This window comes from Pseudomonas sp. TE21394 (assembly GCF_054057835.1).
The window spans coordinates 1,022,812-1,045,776 of record NZ_JBSRZR010000001.1 but is presented as its reverse complement, the minus strand read 5'-3'; the positions used below and the strand labels follow the sequence as shown (position 1 = coordinate 1,045,776).

Genomic DNA, 22,965 nt, shown 5'->3' with positions numbered 1-22,965 from the left:
GCGGCAATCATGCAGAACGCCGCTTGCCGGCGTTACGGTGTTTCGCCTAACTGTTTGATATTCTTAGGTTTCCTGTTTTGAAACGGGTTGGCACGATCGCTGCTCCTGTCTTGTGGACTATCACCTGCCAAGGAGTTTTGCCATGAGCAACCCGAACAAAGATGTGATCGATGTACTGAACGACCTCATCGAGTACAGCAAGGACGGCGAAAAGGGTTTTCGCGAATCGGCCGATGATGTCAAGAACCCGGAACTGAAGGCCTTCTTCGTACAGCGCGCTGGCGAATGTGGCAACGCCGCAGCCGAGCTGCAGAGCGAGGTGCGCCGCCTGGGCGGTGACCCGGAAACCTCGACCAGCCTGAGCGGCGACCTGCACCGTGGTTGGGTCAACTTCAAGTCCATGCTCACCGGCAAGAGCGAAGAAGCCGTGCTGAACGAGGTCGAGCGTGGTGAGGACTATGCGCTCAAGGCCTACAAGGATGCCCGCGAAAAACTGGTCAAGCTGGGCCGCACCGCCAGCGACCAGACCTACAACCTGGTGGAGAAGCAGCTGCAGGGCGTGCAGCGCAACCATGATCAGGTCAAGGCGCTGCGCGACGCTGCTCGCGCCCGGTCCTAATCGGCCGGCCCCTCTACCCGGTTGCGGCCCTTGGCCTTGGCCCGGTAGAGCGCCTCATCTGCAGCACCCAGCACCCTTGCCAGGTCGTGCTGGGTGCCTGACAGGCCGATGCCGATGCTTACCGTGACCGAGCGGGCGTCATCGGCAAACGGCGCCAGCGCCTCGACACTGGCGCGTATGCGCTCGGCCAGCAGCTGCGCGCCGGCGAGATCGGTTTCCGGCAGCACCACCTGGAATTCCTCACCGCCATAGCGTGCCGCCAGGTCGGCGGGGCGGCGGATGCATGCCTCGATGGTTTTTGCTACCTCGCGCAAGGCATGGTCGCCACCAGCGTGGCCATGACGCTGGTTGAATGCCTTGAAATGGTCCACATCCACCATCAACACTGCCAATGGCTTGCGGCTACGCTGCGCGCGCGTCCACTCCTGGCGCAACACCTGGTCGAGGCGGCGGCGGTTGGCCAGGCCGGTCAGGCTATCGGTGGCGGCCAGGGTTTCCAGGCCTTGTTCAGCTTCTTGTCGGCGGCGCAATTCGCGGCCCAGCAACAAAGTCAGCCAGAGGATGCCCACGCACAGCAGCCCGGTGGCGACACTGACCATGATCGCAGTGCGGCGCCATGACTGGAACACTTCATCGGCCGAATGCGCAACCAGCACGATCAATGGCAACTGGTGGACGCGCGCAAAGGTATAGATGCGCAGCTTTGCGCTGCTGCCGGAGCGGGCGGTGAAGCTGCCGCTCTGTTCGTTGAGGATACGTTTGAAATTGGGTCGGTCGGCGTAGTTGCTGCCGATCAGCGGATCCTGTTTGCGCGATGGCTGGCGCGCGAGCAGTTGGCCGTCCGTGTTGAGCAGGTTGATGCTGCTGTCGTCGCCTATATCCAGGCGGCGAAACAGCTCGCTGAAGTACGACAGGCGTAACGCGCCCGCGGCCACCCCGGCGAACTCGCCATTGGGCCCGGAGATGCGCCTGCTGAAACTGATGCACCAGTCCAGATCGCCGAGCAGGGCCTTGAACGGTGGGCCCACCAGCAAGCCGAGGTTGGCATTGCGCTGGTGCGCCTGGAATACCCCGGTGTCGCCGAAGTTGGCTTTGCGCGGCACACTGCTGGTGGAGTCGCCTACCACGTTGCCCTGTTTGTCCAGCCACAGCACATCCCCGCGCTTACGGTCGACAAAGGCTTCATTGAACAGGAGGCGTTGGCGCAGTGGGCCGGGTATCTGCGCCAGCTCCTTGCGCCCGACCGCCCAGATCAGCCCCTGCAAGGACTGGTCGTAAAGCTCGGCGTTGCGCAGGATGTCGCTTTCGATCAGCTCGACGATGTTGCTGGACGAGCGGATCGCCGACAGCTCGACGCTGTCGCGCTCACGGGCCAGCAGGTAGCTGACAATGGCTACAATGGCGAGCACGGCGAGGCAACTGCCCAGGTTGAGGAACAGCTCGGGGTGTGACCTGTAGAGTGCGAAACGCGGGGGTCGGGGGATCATGCTCGCTACTGCGTGGGCAGGGCCATTCGCGGCGGCGCCATTCTAGGGAAGTGAGGATTGTCGAACAAGATTTGTCCGACGGAATCACGCAAGCGATTCTGCGCAGCCCATCGCCGCCAAGCCAGCTTCTACAGCTACCGCCGCCGCCTGCTTCGCGGATAAATCCGCGCGAGGTTTTGTGCCGGCTTCGAGTTGACGCGGTAGCTGTAGGAGCGGCTTCAGCCGCGATCTATGGCGAAGCCGGTGCCATCCACCGCGTCGGCGAACCGAGGGCAAGGCCCTCGCTGGCGGTTTCGAATCAGAACACATTCAACGGGTAATCGACGATCACTCGCAATTCATCGTTATCGCTGTTGCTGTCGATCGAGGCATAACCCTGGCTGCCACGGTGCACGGCATAGCGTACCAGGACCGACAAGTCCTTGAGGTCGCCCTCCTGGAATACGTACTTCACATCCAGGTCACGCTCCCAGTGCATCGCGTTCTCGCCGTCGGCACGGTAGTAGTCGTAGTGGCTGGTGTCCTGGGTAGCCTTGGTCAGATCGGCCTCACCGCGCGAATATGAAAGCGAACTGGTCAGGCCTGGCACACCCATGCCGGCGAAATCATAGTTGTACTGCAGCTTCCATGAGCGCTCGTTCGGCGCGTTGAAGTCCGAGTACATGCGCGAGTTGTCCAGGTAGATGCTGTCACCAAGGTTGATGTAGTCGAACGGCGTGTCGCCATTGACCCGCTGGTAGGCGGCGGTGACGCTGTGGTACCCGGCGTTGACGGTGAAGTGCACGCTGTAGGTATTGTTGTCGATCTTGCCCAGTAGCGCCTGGCCGGTTTCCTGGGTGTGGTAGAAGTGGATGCCCGGGTTCAGGCTGACCAGGTCGTTGACCACGTAGGTGTAGTCGAAGTCAGCGTAGTACTGGTTCCAGATGTCCTTCAGCTCGGCGGCATACAGGTTGGTGGTGATGTCCGGTGTGCCGCTCCACGACACGCCGGCCCAGTTCAGGTGCTTGCTCTTGTCGTGCTCGTCCAGCGCGCCGTAGTAGGTGTCGATGCGGCGGTGGCCGCTCTGGTTGTAAGGCTTGGTGAAGCTCACCTGGCCGCCTTCGAGCAGCAACCCGTCGATGCTGGTATTGGTCAGGCTCACGCCACGGAAGGTCTGCGGCAGCATGCGGCTTTCGCCCCCGGCAATTACCGGGTTGGTGAGGAACAGGTCACCCGCCTTGAACTCGGTGTCGAACGCCTTGAGCTTGAGCGCGGCCCCAGCAGTGGAGAACGAATGCGGGGCTGCGCCCAGCTCGCCGTCGTCCTTGATGTGCTCGGGCAGGATGCTGGTGCCGGCGTGGCCGCCACCGCCATCGAGCTTCAGGCCCAGCATCGCATGGGCATCCAGGCCAACGCCAAGCACACCCGGGGTGTAGCCCGACTCGAAGCGCGCCACCGCGCCCTGACCCCACTCGCGGGTGTCACGCACGCTGGCGTTGTGGTTATCGCGATTGAAATAGGCATTACGAAAGTGCAGGTTGAGGGACGACCCTTCGATGAAGCCATCAGCCTTGTCTTCATCTGCCTGGGTGGCGAAAGGGATCGTTGCAGTCAACGCAATGAACAGCGGGGTAAAACGAAACGCGGTAGGCACCGGTACTAGCTCCTTGGGTCGGGCGGTGGGGCAGTTTTTATTTTCGAATGTGCGTGTTTTTATAGGTAAAGGTTACAGCCGGGCTGATAGTTGAAGCACATAAAAAAAGCCGCTGATTGGCAGCGGCTTTAAAAGGCTAACATATCGGCACCGGTGGTGCCCATGGCGTAGCCAAGGGAAATCGGGAGCAGTAACTGCGCTCGCTCAGCTGTCGGCATTGGTGTCGACAGAAACTTTGGAAGCTGTCTGGTTTGCGTCTTTGGTGCTATCGGACTGCTGCGCGGCGATGGCGTTGCGAGCTTCCTGATGAACGGCGGCCAACTCGGCATTACGGGTGATGAAAGCCTGGGATTCTTCGGCCATGGCCAGCGGCGACAACAACAGGGAAGACAGGACGAAGACGCTGGCAATACCCTTACTGTTGGACATTTGAAACTACCTTCTTGCAGTGCAAGTGCTAATGAGGACAGGGCTAAAGTTAGCCCTTTCAATACACTTGAAACAGAGCGAAGTGCGATAAGCACTGTTGCGCAAAAGGTAATGATTGCACAGCAAAGCAATCGCACATTCGCCGTGAACCCCCGTGCTAGGCGGGACGGCTTGTTCAGAAGCCGATGAAGGCGTAGTACAGCGAGGCTTGTTGAGTTATGTGCAAGCCGTACCCCTGCAAGCTCGACCCTAGCGCTTGGTCCTCCACATGCAGGGCCCAAGCTGCCCCGTCATCTTCCGGCAGTTGCGCCAGGGCGGCGGCAAACGCGCCCATGTCGGGCAGGTAAGCCGTAAAGCCATTGCCTTTGAGCGCACTGGTAGTCATACCTAGCGCCTGGCATACCTGCACCTTGGCCGCGACGTCGTTTCTGTCGGCCTCACGCGAGGCGTGCACCAGTGCCTGCAACCCGGCATCGAGCAGTTGCGTGCCGTGAATCAGCTCAGGCCCCTGCTGCCAGGCTTGCGGCGGACAGTCCTTGCTTGCTGGCCGCAGCGGGATATGCGGGTTGATCTCTACCGGATAAATGCGGCAGACCAGCGGGCGGCGGTCATAGATGGTGCATCGGTCATTGTCGTCGAGGTTGCGGCAGCGCCCGGGGTTGAACGCGGCAAAGGTCACCGCGACGCGTACCTCGCCGGTGCCACAGCGCACGGGATGGGAACGGCGCATCACATGCTCACGCTGCTCCAGCGGCATGCCAGGGCCATCGGTCACGAAAGCTTCGATCAGGACCACCACCTGGCCGCCATCCGCCGCCCAGTGACGGGCTTCGGCCAGGGTCAACGGCACGTGGTGGCCGGTGCAGCACTTGCCGCAGCCGGTGCAGGCGAAACGCAGGCTGTCGGTCACTTGACCTCCGGGCTCCATTCGCTGACGAAAGCCCGTTGCTGGCGGCGGTCGTACAGGCACAGTTCGGTGCCGGTACGCTGCTGCATGTGTGGCTGTGGGTAGACGCCCTCGATCAGCAGGGCACTCATGCCGACCTGGTCATCGAACTCGGCAGGCTTGCTGCGAACGTGGGCGTCCTTGAACTGGCTGGCGGCCAGGCAGGCCTTGAGCATCTGCTGGCGCTGCTCGTTCCAGGCCTGGCTGCTGGAGGCTTGGGCGATAGCGCTGAACAGGGCACAGGTGATCAGGATAGCGCTGAAGAACTTCATGGACGACTCCGGCAAGTGGCTTGCGAGAGGCGCGATTATGCCCATCTCAACCCCTATGACAAGCCGGGGAGTTTGTCGCAGGATTTGTCAGCGCTCGGCGAACACCACGGTACGCGCTGCCACTACCAGGCAATCGGTCAGTTCCGGCGAGGAGAACTTGGTGAGGATTGCATTGGCCCCGGCCAGCCTGGCCTTCTCGGCGCTCATGGTGCTGTCGAGCGAGGTATGCAGCAGGATATAGAGGTGCTGGAAGTCCGGGGTCTCGCGCAGGGTGCGGGTGAACGCGTAGCCGTCCATCTCGGACATTTCGATATCGGAGACGATGATGTTGATCTCCTGTGCGGTGCCCTGCAGCTCCAGCAGGACATTGATGGCGTCCCTGGCACTGCGCGCGGTGTGGCATTCCATGCCGAGGTTACGCAGGGTGTGCACCGACTGTTGCAGGGCCACCTGGCTGTCGTCTACAACCAGGATGTTGGCGGCAGCCAACAGGCTGACGTCTTCTTCGCTCAGGGGGCTTTGGGGGGGCTCGGGTGCCGGCGGGGCAATGGCGTGGATGACTTTTTCGATATCCAGCACCTGTACCAGGGTATTGTCGACCCGGGTTACACCGGTGATGAACGAGCGGTTGCCCGAGCCGTAGGGCGGCGGTTTGATGTCGGTGCTCAGGCAATGCACGATGCGGCTGACCGCCTGCACATGCAGGCCCTGGCGCGAACGGCTGATCTCGGTGACGATCAGGCAGCCACCGTCCGGGTCGGCCAGTGGCCGTTCGCCGATGGCGCGGGACAGGTCGATGACCGACAGCGGGTTGCCGCGCAGGGTCGCCACGCCTTTTACGTGGGGGTGCGACTCGGGCAGCTTGGTCAGCGGTGGGCAAGGGATGATCTCGCTGACCTTGAGCAGGTTGATTGCCATCAACTTGCCGCTGCGCAGCGTGAACAGCAGCAGGGACAGCGAGTCCGCGCGGGCATTTTGCGTGGCCATGGTGACCTTCGTCGGGAACAGGGGTAACCGGTTATCGGCCTGATCTGTTCGGGCTTTAGCGACACCCCGTCAGCGTAACCCCAGGCGGCGGGCCAGACGGCTGAGGTTGGCCCGGTCCAGGCCAAGTTCCCGGGCGGCAGCCGCCCAGTTGTGCTGGTGCCGTTGCAGGCAGGCTTCGATCAGTTGGCGCTGGTACAGGTCGACGGCTTCGCGCAGGCCGCCCTCGGGCAGCGCCGCTTCCTGCATTGGCGCGGCAGGGGAGGCGAGCGTGGTGGGCGTTACCGTTGCGCGCAGGTCCAGGTCCATGGCTTCAAGGGTGAGAATGCGTGGCCGGTCGGCGTGCTGGCCCAGCGCCTTGAGCGCAGAGCGACCGATCAGGTGTTCCAGTTCCCGCACGTTGCCCGGCCAGTCGTAGGCCAGTAGTGCCGCCTGGGCGCCGCTGCTCAGGCGCAGGCTGTTCAGGCCCAGGCGCGAACGGTTCTGTTCGAGGAAGTAGCCGGCCAACAGCAGCACGTCGCGGCCTCTTTCGCGAAGCGGTGGTACATGCAGCGGGTAGACACTCAGGCGGTGGTAGAAGTCGGCGCGGAAGTTGCCGCTGCGCACCTCTGCCGCCAGGTCGCGGTTGGTGGCGGCGATCAGGCGCACGTCCACCCGGTGTTCGCGGTCCGAGCCAAGGCGCTGCAGCTGGCCACTCTGCAATACCCGCAGCAACTTGGCCTGTACTGCCAGCGGCAGTTCACCCACTTCATCGAGGAACAGTGTGCCGCCGTTGGCCAGCTCGAACTTGCCGCGGCGCTCGCCGTGGGCGCCAGTGAAAGCGCCGCGTACATGGCCGAACAGTTCGCTTTCCACCAGCGTATCGGGCAGTGCGGCGCAGTTGAGGCTGATCAGCGGCTTTTCGGCGCGGTTGCTGGCCCGGTGCAGGGCCTGCGCCACCAGCTCCTTGCCGACACCGGTCTCACCGGTGATCAGCACGGTCAGGTCGCTGCCCCCGACCAGGCGAATTTCTTCTACCAGGCGCTTATGGGCCGGGCTCTGGCCTATCAGTTCCCTGTCCTGGCCGCTGGCCTGGCGGTAGATCTCGGCACGGTGGTGCTCGTCTTCGGCGCGCAGGGCCAGGTGTTCGATACGCTCGGCCACGGTGACCGTGGCAGCGGCCAGGCTGGCAAAGGCCTGCAGGGCATCCAGTTCCAGGCTCTGGAATTGCCCTGGGGTAAGGGCGTCGAGCGTGACCAGGCCCCAGGGGCGCTCATCGACCATCAGCGGGCAGCCCATGCAGTCATGAACTTCCAGGTTGGCATCGGCGGCGTTGACCAGGCCGTCATAAGGGTCGGGCAGTTCGGAGTCACTGGCGAAGCGGGTGGGTTCCGGGCGGCTGAGCAGGACCTGGAAGCGCGGATGCTCGCTGACCCGGAATCGCCGGCCGAGGGTATCCGCGCTCAGGCCGTCCACCGCCAGTGGCACCAGCCACTCGCCATCCAGACGCAGCAGCGCGGCGGCGTCGCACGGCAGAAGTCCACGCATGGCCTGCAACAGGCGCCGGTAACGTTCCTGGTCCGGCAGGTCGCGGGACAGGTCGCTGACCAAGGGCAGAAGGGTGGTGAGCAACGGCTTTGCAGTCATATGGACTCCTATAGGTCGATATGACTATACGCTGCGCCGGGTCGTTTTGACATGATCACTGTCAAACCCTTGATTTTACTGAGGTTAGAACCTGGCACGATTGCTGTAATAGCCATGGCAGTCATTCGAAGCCACAGGCTCAGGAGTTGCTGCAATGCTCAATGCCGAACAACGTGCAATCATCAAGGCCACCGTCCCCCTGCTGGAAAGCCGCGGCGAAGCGCTGACCACCCACTTCTACCAAATGATGCTCAGCGAGTACCCGCAGGTGCGCCCGCTGTTCAACCAGGCCCACCAGGCCAGCGGGGATCAGCCACGCGCCCTGGCCAACGGCGTGCTGATGTATGCCCGCCATATCGACCAGCTGGAGCAGCTGGGCGGCCTGGTCGGTCAGATCATCAACAAGCACGTCGCCTTGCAGATTCTGCCGGAGCACTACCCGATCGTCGGCAGTTGCCTGCTGCGCGCCATCGAAGAGGTGCTGGGCAAGGACATCGCCACCCCTGCCGTCATCGAGGCCTGGGGCGCGGCCTATGGCCAGCTGGCCGACATCCTGATTGGCGCGGAAGAGAACCTCTACCAACAGAAGGAACAAGCCGAAGGTGGCTGGCGCGGTACCCGGGAATTCCGCCTGGTACGCCGTGAGCAGGAAAGCAGCGAGATCGTCTCGTTCTACTTTGCGCCAGTGGATGGCAAGCCGGTACTCAAGGCCGAACCTGGCCAGTACATCGGCCTGAAGCTGGACATCGACGGCGCCGAGCAGCGCCGCAACTATTCGTTGTCGGCACTCTGCGACGGCAAGGAATATCGCATCAGCGTCAAGCGCGAGGCGGGCGGCAAGGTCTCCAACTACCTCCACGACCAGCTGGCGGTGGGGGATACCTTGCAGTTGTTCCCGCCAGCCGGCGATTTCACCCTGGCTGCCAGCGACAAGCCGCTGGTTCTGATCAGCGGGGGTGTAGGCATCACCCCGACCCTGGCTATGCTGCAGGCGGCCTTGCAGACCCGGCGCGAGGTGCGTTTCATCCATTGTGCGCGTAACGGTGCCGTACATGCCTTCCGTGACTGGGTAGACGGCTTGGCTGCGCGTCATCCACAGCTCAAGCGCTTCTATTGCTATGCCGAGCCGCAAGGGGCTGCTGCGGCCGATGCCGTTGGTTTGCTCAGTGAAGAGCTGTTGGCCGAGTGGCTGCCGCGCGAGCGTGACGTGGACGCCTATTTCCTCGGGCCGAAGAGCTTCATGGCGGCGGTCAAGCGCCAGTTGAAAGGGCTGGGGGTACCGGAGCAGCAAAGCCGCTACGAGTTCTTCGGGCCGGCGGCTGCGCTGGAGTGATGTGGCGCCTGTACCGGACTCTTCGCGGGTCTACCCGTGAAAGAGCCGGTACAGGCTTGTAACAAGAATTCATCCCAGCCGCTGGCAAGCCAGCTCCCTCGCAGCTGCTCCCGCCCGTGGGTAATCGAGAACGAAACGGTCGATTGCATTCGCTGCCTGGGGGCTGGCTTGCCAGCGGCTGGGCACGCATCACCTTAATGCCTATATAAGGAGAGGTGAAAACCGCTGTACAGTTTTCATCTTTAATTCTCCTTTAATCACGGTATCCTTCACTCCCGGGTGTCGAGGGGCCTGGCCCTGCGCGGCACCTGGGCAGCCGCTTTTTGCCGCCCGACGTTGAACCGACGTCGCTGCGGCCGGTCTCAGCCACACCGGATAGCCCCGCGCCGCGCTATCACGCCGCTTCCTCGGCACGCTCACAGGCCTTGCTCTGCGTGTAGACTTGCGCCCAGGCAGGCGGACCACGCTGCGACTATCCATCGAAGGAACCGGCAATGAACGAACAAACATCGCGCCTTAATCGGGAACGGCGCTTCCTGGTGCTGTTGGGTCTGATCTGCATTTCGCTGATCGGCGGCGCTCTCTACATGCAGATCGTGCTCGGCGAGGCGCCGTGCCCTCTGTGCATCCTGCAGCGTTATGCTTTGTTGTTCATTGCCCTGTTCGCCTTCATCGCGGCGGCGATGCCCGGGCGCCGCAGCCTGACCTTCTTCGAGGCGCTGGTGGTGCTCAGCGCAATCGGTGGAATCGTTGCGGCCGGCAACCATGTGTATATACTCGCCAACCCCATGGTCAGTTGTGGCATCGATACCCTGCAGCCGATCGTCGACGACCTGCCGCTGGCCAAGCTCTGGCCGCTGGTATTCCAGGTCGACGGTTTCTGCAGTACGCCGTATCCACCGATCCTCGGCTTGTCGCTGGCACAATGGGCACTGCTGGCGTTCGTCCTGACAGCAGTTCTGGTTCCGCTCGGGATCTACCGCAACCGACGCCAGGCTTAGACAAAAGTACCGAGCTGCAAAGGTTCTTTTGCGCCGCATGAGAAGAGCGAAAAGTTGCTCCCCGCTTGATCCAGATCAACCTCCAGGCCTTGCAGAATGCGGCTTCGAGGGCTAGCAAGCGGGGTGCGACAAACTGTCGCGAAGTTGAATTTTCGAGCTGTATTGTTGCAGATCCTGTAAAAGACTGTTGCTCAATAAGTCATAGTCAAGGGTTGGCGACCTATCTACAATCGCCCCCAATTTCCGTTCGGCACTGCTTGCGAGTCGCAGGATTGAAGGAAGCCCCAGCGCTCCTTTTTGCTGACTTCGTCAAGTTTCGCCAAACGGCGATACCGGGCGGACCCCCCTCCGCGTTTTCCCGCACCAAATGGACTTGGTCTGAAGTACAGGCCTGTTGCCTACGAAACCATAAGCACCGCTAACCCGCTTGACGCCAAGGCCCTGCAGTCGGACCCGGGCAGGAGCGAGTACGGGCGCGAAATGCCGCACTTGGCAGGACGAAGTGTTGGCTACCAAAACACAAATTGCATTGAAGCAAGCTGATCTAGAGGTCGTGAGATGAGTAAAAAGCGTTACCCCAGACTGTTTGGCATATTGCCCTTTTTAGGCATGCTTTTACTCAGTGGGTGCAACTGGACCCTGCTCGACCCGAAGGGCCAGGTCGGCATTGAGCAAAAGAACCTGATCCTCATCGCTACCGGTCTGATGCTGCTGGTGGTGATTCCGGTCATCATCATGACCGTGGTTTTCGCCTGGAAGTACCGTGCTTCCAACAAGGCCGCCACCTACACCCCCGACTGGTCGCACTCGACCAAGATCGAAGCCGCGGTGTGGATCATCCCGATCCTGATCATCATCGCCCTGGGCTACTTCACCTACCACTCCACCCACAAGCTGGACCCGTATCGTCCGCTGGATTCCGATGTGAAGCCGGTGCAGATCGACGTGGTCGCGCTGGACTGGAAATGGCTGTTCATCTACCCGGAGCAGGGCATTGCCACGGTCAACAAGATCGTCTTCCCGGCTAACACCCCGGTCAATTTCCGCGTCACTTCCGACGCCGTGATGAACTCGTTCTTCATCCCGGGCCTGGGCGGCCAGATCTACGCCATGGCCGGCATGACCACCAAGCTGCACCTGATCGCCAACGAAAACGGCGAGTTCGACGGTATCAGCGCCAACTATAGCGGTGCTGGCTTCACCGGCATGAAATTCAAGGCTACTGCCACCTCCCAGGAAGACTTCGACAAGTGGGTCGCCGAGGTCAAGCAGTCGCCGAAGAAGCTGGACAAGGCCGAATACGACGCCTTGGCCAAACCAAGCGAAAACAACCCGGTCGCGCTGTACAGCGAGGCTTCGCCTGACCAGTTCCAGCTGATCGTCGACAAGTACGAAGGCATGAACCGCGGTCGTCCGAGCCACGAAGAAGCAGGCAGCAAAGATCTGGCCACTACCAAGGGTGTGGAATCGAGTATGCAACCAGCTGCCGGTGCAGAGGAGTAAGAGATGTTCGGTAAACTAAGCCTGGAGGCGATACCCTATCACGAGCCGATAGTCATGGTGACACTTGCCATGATTGCGCTCGGTGGTATCGCTGTCGTCGGTGCTATCACCTACTTCCGCAAGTGGACCTACTTGTGGACCGAGTGGTTGACGACTGTCGACCACAAGAAGATCGGGGTGATGTACATCATCGTCGCGATGGTCATGCTGCTGCGCGGCTTCGCCGACGCCATCATGATGCGTACCCAGCTGGCTGCCGCTACCGGTGGCTCCGAAGGCTACCTGCCGCCTGAACACTATGACCAGATCTTCACCGCTCACGGTGTGATCATGATCATCTTCATGGCGATGCCGTTCTTCACCGGCCTGATGAACCTGGCGGTTCCTCTGCAGATCGGTGCACGTGACGTTGCCTTCCCATTCCTGAACTCGCTGAGCTTCTACCTGCTGCTGGCAGGCGTGCTGCTGGTCAACATCTCGCTGGGCGTTGGTGAATTCGCCAAGACCGGCTGGGTTGCCTACCCGCCGCTCGCGGGCATTCAGTACAGCCCTGGGGTGGGTGTCGACTACTACATCTGGGCGCTACAGCTATCAGGCCTGGGTACGACGCTTACCGGTGTGAACTTCCTCGTCACCGTGATGAAGATGCGCGCACCTGGCATGAAGCTGATGGACATGCCGATCTTCACCTGGACCTGCACCTGGGCCAACGTGCTGATCGTTGCTTCCTTCCCGATCCTGACCGCTGCACTCGCCCTGCTGACTGTTGACCGTTATCTGGACTTCCACATCTTCACCAACGAGCTTGGTGGGAACCCGATGATGTACGTCAACCTGTTCTGGGCCTGGGGTCACCCTGAGGTTTACATCCTGATCCTGCCGGCCTTCGGTGTGTTCTCGGAAGTCACCTCGACCTTCTCCGGCAAGCGTCTGTTCGGCCACCACTCGATGATCTATGCATCGGGCGCCATCGCCGTGCTGGGCTTCGCTGTATGGCTGCACCACTTCTTCACCATGGGTGCCGGCGCCAGCGTCAACACCTTCTTCGGCCTGGCGACGATGCTGATCTCCATTCCGACCGGTGTGAAGCTGTTCAACTGGCTGTTCACCATCTACCAGGGCCGTCTGCGCTTCACCGCGCCGATCATGTGGACCCTGGGCTTCATGATCACCTTCTCCATCGGTGGCATGACTGGCGTTCTGCTGGCTGTTCCGGGGGCTGACTTCGTCCTGCACAACAGCCTGTTCGTGATTGCCCACTTCCACAACGTGATCATCGGTGGTGCGGTATTCGGCTACATCGCCGGCTTCGCCTACTGGTTCCCGAAAGCCTTCGGTTTCACCCTGAACGAGAAGTGGGGCAAAGCTGCCTTCTGGTTCTGGATCTCGGGCTTCTACGTAGCGTTCATGCCGCTGTACGCCCTGGGCTTCATGGGCATGACCCGTCGTCTGAACCACTCCGACAACCCGCTGTGGGAACCCTACCTGTACGTAGCCGTGGTCGGCGCCGTGCTGATCCTGTTCGGTATCGCCTGCCAGCTGATCCAGCTGTACGTATCGGTTCGCGACCGCAACCAGAACCTGGACGTGACCGGCGACCCATGGGGCGGCCGTACCCTGGAATGGTCGACTTCGTCGCCACCTCCGTTCTACAACTTCGCCCACATGCCTGAGAAGGTTGGCCTGGATGCCTGGCACGAAGCCAAGGAAGCCGGTGTTGCCTACAAGCCAGCGGCCAAGTACGAAGCGATCCACATGCCGAGCAACACCTCCACCGGTTTGTTCATGGGCCTGTTCCTGACCGTCTTCGGCTTCGCCTTCATCTGGCACATCTGGTGGCTGGTTGGCGCGAGCCTGGTTGCAACTATCGCTGTCTTCGTTCGCCACGCGGCGCGTGACGACCAGGGCTACATGGTTCCGGCCGAAGAAGTGGCGCGCATCGAAGGCGAGCGCATGAAAGCGCTGGCCAAAGCAGGTGCTCTGCCTGCCGGCGCACGTGTCGAATCGTTTGAGCGGGTGTAATCAATGTCCAGTCAAGTAATGCACGGTGCTGCTCATGGTCACGACCATGGGCATGACGACCACCACCACGACTCGGGCCAGATGACCGTACTGGGTTTCTGGCTGTACCTGATGACCGACTGCATCCTGTTTGCGTCGCTCTTCGCCACCTACGCGGTGCTGTCCGGCAGTTTTGCCGGCGGCCCGTCGGGTCATGACATCTTCCAGCTCGATTTCGTAGCTGTTGAAACGCTGTTCCTGCTGCTGTCCTCGATCACCTTCGGCTTCGCCATGCTGAAGATGTTCGATGGCAAGAAAGCTGGCGTACTGGGCTGGTTGGCTGTGACCTTCCTGTTCGGTGCAGCCTTCATCGCGATGGAAATCTATGAATTCCATCACCTGATCGGCGAAGGCTTCGGCCCGAACCGCAGTGGTTTCCTGTCGGGCTTCTTCGCCCTGGTAGGTACCCACGGCCTGCACGTGACCGCCGGCCTGATCTGGATGGCAGTCATGATGTACCAGATCAACAAGCACGGCATCACGCCGACCGCCAAGACCCGCATGAGCTGCCTGAGCCTGTTCTGGCACTTCCTGGACGTGGTCTGGATCTGCGTATTCACCGTCGTCTACCTGCTGGGAGTTCTGTAATGGCTAACGCACACGACACTCATCACGAAGGTAACCACGGCAGCGTCAAGTCGTACATGATCGGCTTCATCCTGTCGATCATCCTGACCGCGATCCCGTTCGGCCTGGCCATGTCGCCAAGCCTGCCGAAGAACCTGACCGTTCTGATCATTGTTGCCATGGCCGTGATCCAGGTAGTGGTACACCTCGTGTACTTCCTGCACATGGACCGCTCGAAAGAGCAACGCAACAACGTATCGACGTTCCTGTTCACCACTTTGGTGATCGCTCTGCTTGTCGGCCTGTCGCTGTGGATCATGTTCAGCATCCACTTCGAAATGTTGGCCAAGTGAGGTAAGACTGCATGTCCGTTAAGCACTTTATCCAAATCACCAAACCGGGGATCATTTTCGGTAACGTGCTTTCCGTGGCAGGCGGTTTCTTCCTTGCCGCGAAGGGCCATGTGGATTTCGCCCTGTTCCTGGCGGTAGTAGTGGGAACCTCCCTGGTCGTCGCCTCCGGTTGCGTGTTCAACAACTGCATCGACCGCGACATCGACCAGAAAATGGAGCGCACCAAGAACCGCGTCATGGTCCAGGGCGGCATGCCGCTGCCCCTCGCGCTGATCTACGCCACCCTGCTCGGGGTGGCGGGTTTCAGCCTGCTGTATGTCCAGGCCAACCCGCTGTCGGCGTTCTGCGCGCTGGTCGGCTTCATCGTCTACGTCGGTTTCTACAGCCTGTGGCTGAAGCGTAAATCGGTGCACGGCACCCTGGTCGGCAGCCTGTCGGGTGCCATGCCTCCAGTGATCGGCTACTGCGCCGTGAGCAACAGCTTCGACCTGGCTGCGGTCACCCTGCTGGTGATGTTCAGCCTGTGGCAGATGCCGCACAGCTTTGCCATCGCGATCTTCCGCTTCAAGGATTACAGCGCAGCCAACATTCCGGTCCTGCCGGTGGCGCGCGGTGTTCTGGCGGCGAAGAAGCAGATCGTGCTGTACGTACTGGCCTTCGTTCTCGCCACCCTGATGCTTACCCTCGGCGGTTACGCCGGCCTCGGCTACCTGGCCGTGGCAGCCGCCATGGGCCTGTACTGGCTGTACATGGCCTGGGGTGGCTACAAGGCCGAGGACGACAGCAAGTGGGCGCGCAAGGTGTTCGGCTTCTCCATCCTCACCGTCACCGCGCTTAGCGTGATGATGGGGGTGGACAGCCAGACCGCTGCGGACGTGCTGATGACTTACGCACGCTGAGACTGCTGCCTGTTTCACGAAAACCCCGGCCATGGTGCCGGGGTTTTTTTATGCCTGTATCGGGCCCCGTCGCTGGCTCGTCGGCGATAGGGACAGGCCTGGAAACAATAATCAGCACATTTTCAAATGATAGATCTGAAAATGTCGGTAAAAACGGGAAATTATCCTTTACAGGATCGCTCATTCGGGACTATCTTCTGTTCCAGGCCGCCACATCGGCCAACGTCGCTCGGACGGTTCCGGGCGCTTACGTACTCAGAGGAAGCCATGGCCAACCCAGGTTCGCCGCGCCGCTTTGCGCGCATCGATCGTCTCCCCCCTTACGTCTTCAACATCACCGCCGAGCTCAAGATGGCGGCCCGCCGCCGTGGCGAGGACATCATCGACCTGAGCATGGGCAACCCCGATGGCGCCACGCCGCCGCACATTGTCGAGAAGCTGGTGCAGGTCGCCCAGCGCGAAGACACCCACGGCTATTCCACCTCTCGCGGTATCCCGCGTCTGCGCCGGGCCATTTCCAACTGGTACAAGGAACGCTACGAGGTCGCCATCGACCCGGAAAGCGAAGCCATCGTCACCATCGGCTCGAAAGAAGGCCTGGCGCACCTGATGCTGGCCACGCTCGACCAGGGCGATACGGTGCTGGTGCCCAACCCCAGCTACCCGATCCACATCTATGGTGCGGTGATCGCTGGGGCTCAGGTGCGTTCGGTGCCGCTGGTGCCGGGGGTGGACTTCTTCAATGAACTCGAACGGGCCATTCGCGAGTCGATCCCCAAGCCGAAGATGATGATCCTTGGCTTCCCGTCCAACCCCACCGCGCAGTGCGTGGAGTTGGATTTCTTCGAGCGCGTGGTGGCCCTGGCCAAGCAGTATGGGGTACTGGTAGTGCATGACCTGGCCTATGCCGACATCGTCTACGACGGCTGGAAAGCGCCGTCGATCATGCAGGTGCCGGGGGCCAAGGACATCGCCGTGGAGTTCTTCACCCTGTCCAAGAGCTACAACATGGCCGGCTGGCGGATCGGCTTCATGGTCGGCAACCCCGAGCTGGTCAGTGCCCTGGCGCGGATCAAGAGCTACCACGACTACGGCACCTTCACCCCGCTGCAGGTAGCCGCAATCGCTGCGCTGGAGGGTGACCAGCAATGTGTGCGCGACATTGCCGAGCAATACCGTCAGCGCCGCAACCTGTTGGTGAAAGGCTTGCACGAGCTGGGTTGGATGGTCGAGAACCCCAAGGCCTCGATGTACGTGTGGGCGAAGATTCCAGCGGAGTATGCGCACCTGGGTTCGCTGGAGTTTTCCAAGAAGCTGCTGGCCGAGGCCAAGGTGTGTGTGTCGCCGGGGATCGGCTTCGGTGACTACGGTGATGACCACGTACGCTTTGCCCTGATCGAGAACCAGGACCGCATCCGCCAGGCGATCCGCGGGATACGGCAGATGTTCCGGGCCGATGGCCTGGCCCGCAGGTAATCACTGTTGGGGCTGCACAGCAGCCCCGATTCCGCAGCAGGGGTGAGCTTTCCGCCTGCGTTGCGTCAGTATGCCAACTTATTTTCAGCACTCATTTCTCACTACAGAGACTGCCCATGAGTGTTTTCACCGCCTATTTCTGCGGCACCGGCTCCCACCGCTTCGACCACGCCAACCCCAATTTCTGGAACGGCGAGCTGGTATCTACCTTGGCCAGCAACGACCAAGGCCGCGAGTTCGCCCATTGGATCGCCGTGGATGGCCCCGGCAGCGGCAACCTGCAGGATGACAACCTGTTCGTCGAGCCCGGCGGTTATTTCAACTGGACCGGCCAGCTGTTTGGTCTTGGCTGGGAAGAGAACGTCAAACATGTGCTGCAGGTGATCAAAGGCGAAAGCAACTGGCAACGTACCAAGCTGAGCGAGCAAGAGTACCAGCGCCTGAAAGATGCCGGGGTATCTGTTCCGGACCCTTCTTCCTCAGCTTCCTGGTTCTGGCGCACCTACGACTATGGTGACCGCCATCCGACGCCCCAGGAGCTGCAGGAACAGATCATCAGCATGTTCCGCAAGCCGCGCATCCCGACTCAAGTCAATCTGGTTGGCTGGAGCAGGGGAGGGATAAGCTGCCACATGTTGGCCAATGCCATGGCTCAGGATCCGGTGTTGCGTGACATACCCGTGAACATCTTCGCCATCGATCCGGTGCCCGGGGTCGGCAATGTCCAGGCCGAGCGCGTGACGCTGGCGGATAACGTCAGAGAATACGTAGGTTTCTACTCGCGGGATGAGCGCTCCAAAGGTTTTGCCTGTGTGATCCCTTCGGTCGCAAGCGGGACGCAGATCAGCATCTACCCCATGCCAGGCCGCCACGCCACGCTCGTCGGCAACGCTTCGGTGGACGGCGCCGGTGCCGGCGAGGTGCTGGTGGAACCGGGGCTGATCGTTCGTCATTTCGCCGAGGTGTGCCTGACCCGCTGGGGTGCGCAGCTCGACAAGCGCCTGGCACTGGACGACAGCCAGCTGATGAAATATCACCAGGTGATGGCGGCAGCGGACAGCCAATATCAGGCCATGCGCAGCAAGTCCTACACCGTACTCACCGAGGGTGAGCCGAACGACCGCCTGGTGCACTGTGGTGAAGCGCGCACCTACTTCAGCAAAGTGCAGGGCAGTGATTATGACCCGAGCGCAGGGCTTGCTCTGCAGCGCGTGGATGCCGCGACCTACAAGGCCATCTGCTGACAAAAACGGGCGATCGGCAGCGCTGCCGGTCGCCGTTGGCAGGCCGCCGGATCAGCGGCAAATATTTTTGCATTGCCCCCCTATCCAGCAGCCCCGGCTTGGATTGAAAATGGCGCCGCGGGCCAGCCCCGATAACAACAACCTTCCCTCCGTGCCATCATGTCCGAATATAACCCTTGCCTTGACTGCGGCGCCTGCTGCGGGTACTTCCGTGTGTCCTTCTTCTGGGGCGAATGCCAGTCTTCAGGCGGCCTGGTACCGGACGACCTGGTGGTTCAGATCAATCCCACCCGTGTTGCCATGATCGGCACCGACGCCAAGCCATGCCGCTGTATCAGCCTGCAGGGCGAGATCGGCCAGCAGGTGGCGTGTACCATCTACGCCAACCGCTCCAGCCCCTGCCGCGAGTTCGAAGCGTCGTGGGTGGGTGGGGTACATAACCCCAGCTGCGACGATGCGCGGGCCGCGTATGGGCTGCCACCGCTGACCCCGCCGGGGGCCAACGAGCCGCACTGGCCGGATGATGGGGCCGAGGTGGCCTGACCGCCAGCCTGTGCCGGCCCCGGATGCCTGGACCCTGTGCTTGACGTTAAACTGTCATTTCCCCAGCCATGGACAGGAGATCCGGCGTGACCCCACCTCGCAGTTTCCCCAGTGACCTCTGCCTTGAAAGCCCACGCCTGCAATTGCGCCCGATGCGTCATGCCGATGCCGCGCAATGGCTGGCGATCATGGCCGACCCCGAAGTCATGCGTTATTGGCATCATGCCCCCTGGCAAGACCTGGCCGAAGCTGAAAGCGCCCTGGCCGCAGATCGCGAAGCCTATGCCAACGGTGACCAGCTCAAGCTGGGCATGTACCGGCGCGACAACGGTGAACTGATCGGCATGGTCCAACTGTTCAACATCGACGATGTCTCGCGTCGTGGCGAGATCGGTTATTGCCTGGCCAGCGCAGTGCAGGGCCGAGGCTACATGGACGAGGCGCTGACCTGCTTCATCGACTACCTCGCCAACACCCTGCACATGCGCCGCCTGGAAGGCGAAATCGACCCGCGTAATCAAGGGTCGGCACGTACCCTCGAACGCCAGGGCTTCGTGCTCGAGGGTACCCTGCGCGCGCGCTGGTGCGTGGCTGGCGAGCTGTCCGATTCCGGTATCTATGGCCTGCTACTGGAGCCGCCGGTTGCCTGACCGCATGACATCTCATCGAAGGTTTGGAAGCGCGGCAGGGCCTGGGTTATGGTCGCAGCCTGTTCCTTTCCCCAGGTATGCCCCTTGCCCGTTTTCTACCTGAGCGCCAGCTTGCTGCTGTACCTGCTCGCACTGTTCTTCGATGGCGCGCTGATGAGTGGCGACCGTCACATGCCGGCCTTGCAGATGCTGTTGTACGGGCCTTGGGGCCTGCCTTTCGGGATGTATCAGTGGTTCGCCAACCCATTGCTGGCGCTGGCGATCCTGGCCCATCGACGATTCCGCCGGCTGGCGTTCCTGGCTGGGCTGGTTGCGCTGTACCTGGCTGCCAGCAGTTTCGGAATTGACCGCTTGCCGGACAACCAGAGCTACGCGTTTCATGAGCGTACCGGCTTTGGTGCCGGGTTCTACCTGTGGCTGGTGGCGATGATGGTGTTTTGCCTGGGACAGGCCTGGTATTGCTGGAAGGCGCGCAGTGCCGCCGATATGCCGGGGTGGAGCTGGCTAGACGTGGTGCTGGTTGCGGCGTTGGGCGTGGTGCTCTATGCCGCGACTCAGATGCCGACGTTGCGCTTTGAGCCGGGCAGGGTGCTGATGCCGCCGGAGCAGCCGCAGACGCTTTGAAATCCCACAAGGAGAGTTTGCATGATCAAGCATTACCTGGCAGGTCTGGCATTGGCCTGCTCGCTGTCATCGGCAATGGCCGATGACTACACGGCGGCCTATGGCCAATGCATGGACAAGGCCTCCAGCACCGTGGCCATGAGTGACTGCATCAAGACCGAAACGCATGTGCAGGACCAACGCCTGAACCGGGTGTACAAGCAACTGATGGGCAAGCTCGATGCCGGGCAGCAGAAGAGCCTGCGGGATGTGCAGCGCACGTGGCTGGCTTACCGCGATGGCAATTGCCAGTTCCATGTGCAGGCCAGTGGCGGAACCATGGCGGCACTGCAAGGTGGTACTTGCCTGATGGACATGACCCGTGACCGCGCCGCGGAGCTGGAGCGGTTGCTCAGCCCCGGGCAGTGAGTAGCCGACCGAGGCCTCTTCGCGGGTGAACCCGCTTCCACAGGGACTGTGCGGGCGCCAGGTGGGAGCGGGTTTGCCGGTGATGGGGCGCAAGGCTCCCCGGCTTCTACTTGTGCGGTGTGCGTAGCGCCCGGGCCTTTAGGTACTCGCGTACTTCCACGGCATCTCCGGCAAACTCGATACGCTCTGCCTTGGCTGCGCGCTGGTAGGCGTACATCGGGTCGTAGTACTCGTTCAGCAGGCCTTCGATCCAGCCTCGATGCAAGTCCACCGCACCGCTGCGCTGCTGCTCCTCAAGGGCCTGCCGCAGGATGTCCGACAGGCGCTGATAGCGTTCGCCGCCCAAGCGCTTGTAGATGTTCGCCATGCTCTGCAGCAGACGCTCGGCGAACAACCGGCGGCCGTCTTCTTCGCCATGCACGCTGACGAACTCGGCGCTCAGGTTGATCACATAATCACGCAGGATGCGCTCCACGCGGTTGGCGAACGTATCTTCCAGCCACACCAGTGGGTACTGCTGCATGCCCTGGTATAGCTCCAGCGGTACCGTGCAACTGCCGACAATGCGGCCTTCATCTTCCAATACGAACTGCTCGATGCCGCGGGCACGTTTCTTCAGTACATCGATGGCCAGCTGGTTCTCGAAGTCGATCTGTGCCGGCTGTGCGGTGGCGCGCTTGCCGAAGCTGGAGCCGCGATGGTTGGCGTGGCCTTCCAGGTCGAGCACATTGCCCAGCTGGTGCAGCACATCAGTCTTGCCGGTACCGGTCAGGCCGCCAATCAGCACGAAATCACATTGCTTCACGGCCTGCTGAGTGGTTTCCAGCAGGAAGGAACGCATGGCTTTGTAGCCACCTTTGACCCGCGGGTACTGGATACCTGCTTCATCACGCAGCCAGCCCTGCACGATCTGCGAGCGCAAGCCACCACGGAAGCAATACAGGTAACCCTCCGGGTGAGCCTGGGCAAATGCCGCCCAGGCCTCCAGGCGCGCCTGTCTGGTGGCGCCACTGACCAGCTGGTGGCCCAGGGCGATGGCGGCGGCCTGGCCCTGCTGCTTGTAGCAGGTACCGACCTTCTGGCGTTCCTGATCGGTCATCAGCGGCAGGTTGACGGCGCCGGGGAAGGCGCCCTTGGCAAATTCGATGGGCGCGCGCATGTCCATCATCGGCACGTCATCGAGGAACAGCTGGCGGAAATCGGTGCAGTCGGGGCGCATCAGATCACCTCGACCGCGTGGCTCTGTCGCTCGACCAACTGGCCGATCGCTGCCAATTGCAGGCCCAGCCTGTCGGCTTCGGCGAGGAACTCGGCTTCCCCGTCAGGGGCGACCGCCACCAGCAGGCCGCCGCTGGTTTGTGGGTCGCACAGCAGGTGTTTCTGGTCGTCAGTGAGGGCGCCGATCTTGTGCCCGTAGCTGTCGAAGTTGCGCAGGGTACCGCCAGGGATGCAGCCCTCGGCCAGGTAGTGTTCGACACTCGGCAGCCGTGGCACTTTTGTGTAGTCCAGGTGCGCGGTAAGGCCACTGCCTTCGACCAGCTCCACCAGGTGGCCGAGCAGGCCAAAGCCGGTGACGTCGGTCATTGCCTTGACCCCGTCGAGCTTGCCGAAGCGGCTGCCAGGGGTGTTGAGGGTGCACATCCAGTCGCGGGCCAGGCCCTGGTCCTGTGGGCGCAGCTTGGCCTTTTTCTCGGCGGTGGTGAGGATGCCGATGCCCAGCGGCTTGGTCAGGTACAGGCGGCAGCCTGCGCTGGCGGTGTCGTTGCGCTTGAGGTGGCGCTTGTTCACCACGCCGGTGACAGCAAGGCCGAAGATCGGTTCGGGGGCGTCGATGGAGTGGCCGCCGGCCAGCGGGATACCGGCTTCGGCGCACACCGCACGGCCGCCGCGGATCACTTCGCGGGCTACTTCCGGCGGCAGCACATTGACCGGCCAGCCGAGGATGGCAATGGCCATCAGCGGGTCGCCGCCCATGGCATAGATATCGCTGATGGCGTTGGTGGCGGCGATGCGGCCGAAGTCGTAGGGGTCATCGACGATCGGCATGAAGAAGTCGGTGGTCGAGACCACGCCACGCTCATCGTCCAGCGCATACACGGCAGCGTCGTCACGCGAGGCATTGCCGACCCACAGCTTCGGGTCCAGTGCCTGTGCGCCGCTTTCGGCGAGGATCACATCCAGCACCTTGGGGGAGATCTTGCAGCCACAGCCGGCACCATGGCTGTACTGGGTCAGGCGAATCGGCTCGCTCATGTGTACCTCGGCAGGTCAAATTATTGCGCGATTGTAGCAAAGCTGGCCTTTGTG

23 protein-coding genes are annotated in these 22,965 nt (G+C 61.7%); 14 read left to right on the top strand and 9 right to left on the bottom strand.

Translation table 11 applies throughout. From position 1 onward, the window contains the following. The first annotated feature begins 142 nt into the window (after positions 1–142). Positions 143–619 (top strand): ferritin-like domain-containing protein, encoded by a 477-nt coding sequence (locus tag ACVWZT_RS04825; protein ID WP_296231760.1) that lies wholly within the window; start codon positions 143–145, stop codon positions 617–619. On the opposite strand, the gene ACVWZT_RS04820 is transcribed toward ACVWZT_RS04825, so the two are convergent. The 7 genes from ACVWZT_RS04820 to norR all read right to left on the bottom strand — a co-directional run bounded on the left by ACVWZT_RS04820 (position 616) and on the right by norR (position 7,996). Further along, on the bottom strand, positions 616–2,106 hold the full coding sequence (locus ACVWZT_RS04820) for a sensor domain-containing diguanylate cyclase (RefSeq protein ID WP_457468386.1): 1,491 nt from the start codon (positions 2,104–2,106) through the stop codon (positions 616–618). The two genes, ACVWZT_RS04825 and ACVWZT_RS04820, sit on opposite strands and share 4 nt — an antisense overlap. A 298-nt stretch (positions 2,107–2,404) precedes the next feature. Beyond that, a complete protein-coding gene (locus tag ACVWZT_RS04815) occupies positions 2,405–3,739 on the bottom strand; it encodes an OprD family porin (protein WP_457468385.1) in 1,335 nt (444 codons plus the stop codon). 204 nt (positions 3,740–3,943) lie between these two features. Beyond that, positions 3,944–4,168, bottom strand: coding sequence for a hypothetical protein (locus tag ACVWZT_RS04810; RefSeq protein WP_296231757.1), 225 nt, complete (start codon positions 4,166–4,168; stop codon positions 3,944–3,946). Positions 4,169–4,343: 175 nt separating this feature from the next. Beyond that, positions 4,344–5,078, bottom strand: coding sequence for a YkgJ family cysteine cluster protein (locus ACVWZT_RS04805; RefSeq protein WP_457468383.1), 735 nt, complete (start codon positions 5,076–5,078; stop codon positions 4,344–4,346). Then, a complete protein-coding gene (locus ACVWZT_RS04800; protein WP_457468381.1) occupies positions 5,075–5,386 on the bottom strand; it encodes a hypothetical protein in 312 nt (103 codons plus the stop codon). The genes ACVWZT_RS04805 and ACVWZT_RS04800 overlap by 4 nt, the downstream gene beginning before the upstream one ends. An 87-nt stretch (positions 5,387–5,473) precedes the next feature. Continuing rightward, positions 5,474–6,373, bottom strand: a complete 900-nt coding sequence (locus ACVWZT_RS04795; RefSeq protein WP_296231754.1) for a chemotaxis protein — start codon at positions 6,371–6,373, stop codon at positions 5,474–5,476. A 69-nt stretch (positions 6,374–6,442) separates the two neighbouring features. Then, positions 6,443–7,996, bottom strand: coding sequence for a nitric oxide reductase transcriptional regulator NorR (gene norR / locus ACVWZT_RS04790; protein ID WP_296231753.1), 1,554 nt, complete (start codon positions 7,994–7,996; stop codon positions 6,443–6,445). A 154-nt stretch (positions 7,997–8,150) separates the two neighbouring features. Here norR and hmpA point away from each other — a divergent pair, with 154 nt between their 5' ends. From hmpA to ACVWZT_RS04725, 13 genes are all read left to right on the top strand, one after another. Continuing rightward, positions 8,151–9,329 (top strand): NO-inducible flavohemoprotein, encoded by a 1,179-nt coding sequence (hmpA, locus tag ACVWZT_RS04785; RefSeq protein WP_457468379.1) that lies wholly within the window; start codon positions 8,151–8,153, stop codon positions 9,327–9,329. 494 nt (positions 9,330–9,823) lie between these two features. Continuing rightward, entirely contained in the window at positions 9,824–10,330 is a 507-nt protein-coding gene (locus tag ACVWZT_RS04780; protein ID WP_170028313.1) for a disulfide bond formation protein B, read from the top strand. 558 nt (positions 10,331–10,888) lie between these two features. Next, positions 10,889–11,833, top strand: coding sequence for a ubiquinol oxidase subunit II (gene cyoA, locus ACVWZT_RS04775; protein ID WP_015268993.1), 945 nt, complete (start codon positions 10,889–10,891; stop codon positions 11,831–11,833). Positions 11,834–11,836: 3 nt separating this feature from the next. Then, positions 11,837–13,855 carry a cytochrome o ubiquinol oxidase subunit I gene (cyoB, locus tag ACVWZT_RS04770; protein WP_063911280.1) on the top strand — a complete coding sequence of 673 codons (2,019 nt, stop codon included), beginning with the start codon at positions 11,837–11,839 and terminating at the stop codon, positions 13,853–13,855. Positions 13,856–13,858: 3 nt separating this feature from the next. Then, positions 13,859–14,482 (top strand): cytochrome o ubiquinol oxidase subunit III, encoded by a 624-nt coding sequence (gene cyoC, locus ACVWZT_RS04765; protein ID WP_296231751.1) that lies wholly within the window; start codon positions 13,859–13,861, stop codon positions 14,480–14,482. Further along, the gene (gene cyoD / locus ACVWZT_RS04760) at positions 14,482–14,814 is read left to right on the top strand and encodes a cytochrome o ubiquinol oxidase subunit IV (protein WP_003259128.1); all 333 of its coding nucleotides are present in this window, start codon (positions 14,482–14,484) and stop codon (positions 14,812–14,814) included. Before cyoC ends, cyoD begins: the two co-directional genes overlap by 1 nt. 11 nt (positions 14,815–14,825) lie before the next feature. Next, positions 14,826–15,713, top strand: a complete 888-nt coding sequence (gene cyoE / locus ACVWZT_RS04755) for a heme o synthase (RefSeq protein WP_296231749.1) — start codon at positions 14,826–14,828, stop codon at positions 15,711–15,713. 267 nt (positions 15,714–15,980) lie between these two features. Continuing rightward, positions 15,981–17,189: an alanine transaminase gene (gene alaC / locus ACVWZT_RS04750; protein ID WP_457468376.1), complete on the top strand. Its 1,209-nt coding sequence runs from the start codon at positions 15,981–15,983 to the stop codon at positions 17,187–17,189. 116 nt (positions 17,190–17,305) lie between these two features. Continuing rightward, entirely contained in the window at positions 17,306–18,433 is a 1,128-nt protein-coding gene (locus ACVWZT_RS04745) for a hypothetical protein (RefSeq protein ID WP_457468374.1), read from the top strand. Between the two features lie 159 nt (positions 18,434–18,592). Then, the gene (locus ACVWZT_RS04740) at positions 18,593–18,976 is read left to right on the top strand and encodes a YkgJ family cysteine cluster protein (RefSeq protein WP_170028317.1); all 384 of its coding nucleotides are present in this window, start codon (positions 18,593–18,595) and stop codon (positions 18,974–18,976) included. Between the two features lie 86 nt (positions 18,977–19,062). Beyond that, positions 19,063–19,626 (top strand): GNAT family N-acetyltransferase, encoded by a 564-nt coding sequence (locus ACVWZT_RS04735; RefSeq protein WP_296231746.1) that lies wholly within the window; start codon positions 19,063–19,065, stop codon positions 19,624–19,626. Between the two features lie 84 nt (positions 19,627–19,710). Beyond that, on the top strand, positions 19,711–20,250 hold the full coding sequence (locus tag ACVWZT_RS04730) for a hypothetical protein (protein WP_457468372.1): 540 nt from the start codon (positions 19,711–19,713) through the stop codon (positions 20,248–20,250). 21 nt (positions 20,251–20,271) lie between these two features. Beyond that, positions 20,272–20,658 carry a lysozyme inhibitor LprI family protein gene (locus tag ACVWZT_RS04725; RefSeq protein WP_296231744.1) on the top strand — a complete coding sequence of 129 codons (387 nt, stop codon included), beginning with the start codon at positions 20,272–20,274 and terminating at the stop codon, positions 20,656–20,658. A gap of 106 nt (positions 20,659–20,764) precedes the next feature. Here the strand turns inward: ACVWZT_RS04725 and mnmH are convergent, their stop codons facing one another. After that, positions 20,765–21,877 carry a tRNA 2-selenouridine(34) synthase MnmH gene (gene mnmH / locus ACVWZT_RS04720; RefSeq protein WP_457468370.1) on the bottom strand — a complete coding sequence of 371 codons (1,113 nt, stop codon included), beginning with the start codon at positions 21,875–21,877 and terminating at the stop codon, positions 20,765–20,767. After that, on the bottom strand, positions 21,877–22,911 hold the full coding sequence (gene selD / locus ACVWZT_RS04715) for a selenide, water dikinase SelD (RefSeq protein WP_457468368.1): 1,035 nt from the start codon (positions 22,909–22,911) through the stop codon (positions 21,877–21,879). Before selD ends, mnmH begins: the two co-directional genes overlap by 1 nt. Positions 22,912–22,965: the final 54 nt, after the last annotated feature.